Genomic DNA, 1,060 nt, shown 5'->3' with positions numbered 1-1,060 from the left:
TTTTCAGCCCGTTCTTGAGCGATCGCCGCTTGTTGTTGAGCGATCGCCGCTTGTTCTTGAGCGATCGCCGCTTGTTCTTGAGCGATCGCTGCATTTTCTTCAGGAGTAGGTAGCACAATTCCCTCCAAAGTAGCCCAACGCAGCCAAGTGGCCTCCACATCCTTGTAAAAGCCTGACCAACGCACTAAGGCTAACCCTAATATTTCGCTAACTAGTCGCTCCTGTTCATCTTCACTTAAAGGTTGATAGACTCCATTGTCTAAGCTAAATCCCGCCCAATCTTCTGGATTAAACGGGTCGTACCAAAAATATTCCGGTACTCTGACTTGGTCTTGATAAACTAGCTTTTTGGTAGTTTTATCGGTCTTGGCTGTACTCTCAGAAATTAGTTCAATGATCACATCAGGTGCTTTACCTTCTTCCCAAACTACCCAACTAAGTCGTTCGCCTTTGGGAACTCCAAGCACTACAAAGACATCTGGACCTCGAAAGTCTTGATTCTTAAGTTGTGCTTCACTGAAATGAAGAAACATATTACCGCCCACATAGCCATCCTCCCGCTCGGCCAACCAAGGCAATAAGGGATCGATCAGCATTTGCATCTGGAGTTTATGTCGTTCAGTTTCCATCGGAATACCGTCATCACAGGGAAGTTCATACTGAGTTGGCAGTAAAGGAGTATCAGGTACAACAGCAGAGGTCATGGTTTTAGACATAGTTCTCTTTGGTGGTATCACCTACTCAAATTTAACGGCCATAGCTACGGTATCGTTGAAACTCGGGAAAAAACCCAGCGCTTGGATCTATCTTTTTTGCTAAAAATCTGGTAATGGAGTTGTTTTAGCTTCTGGCAAAATTAACATTGCATCACCAAAGGAATAAAAGCGATAACTAAGAGCGATCGCATCCTGATACAAGGTCAGTAACCGCTCTCTGCCTACCATGGCGCTAACTAACATTAATAAACTCGACCGAGGTAAGTGGAAATTGGTAATCAATCCCTCCACTACCTGCCACTGATAGCCTGGGTAGATAAATAAGTTAGTCTTACCACAATAGG

The 1,060-nt window shown here is 44.4% G+C and carries 2 protein-coding genes; both read right to left on the bottom strand.

Features of this window, described 5'->3' with window-relative positions; all coding sequences use genetic code 11:
* Positions 1-716, bottom strand: a 716-nt coding sequence (locus F6K49_RS52485) for a Uma2 family endonuclease (protein ID WP_293111018.1), incomplete at its 3' end; no start/stop codon positions are given.
* 99 nt (positions 717-815) lie between these two features.
* Positions 816-1,060, bottom strand: a 245-nt coding sequence (locus F6K49_RS52480; protein ID WP_293111016.1) for an S-adenosylmethionine:tRNA ribosyltransferase-isomerase, incomplete at its 5' end; no start/stop codon positions are given.

It is taken from the genome of Moorena sp. SIO3I6 (assembly GCF_010672095.1).
The sequence above is the reverse complement of the archived record's forward strand: the minus strand, read 5'-3'. Positions and strand labels throughout refer to the sequence as shown.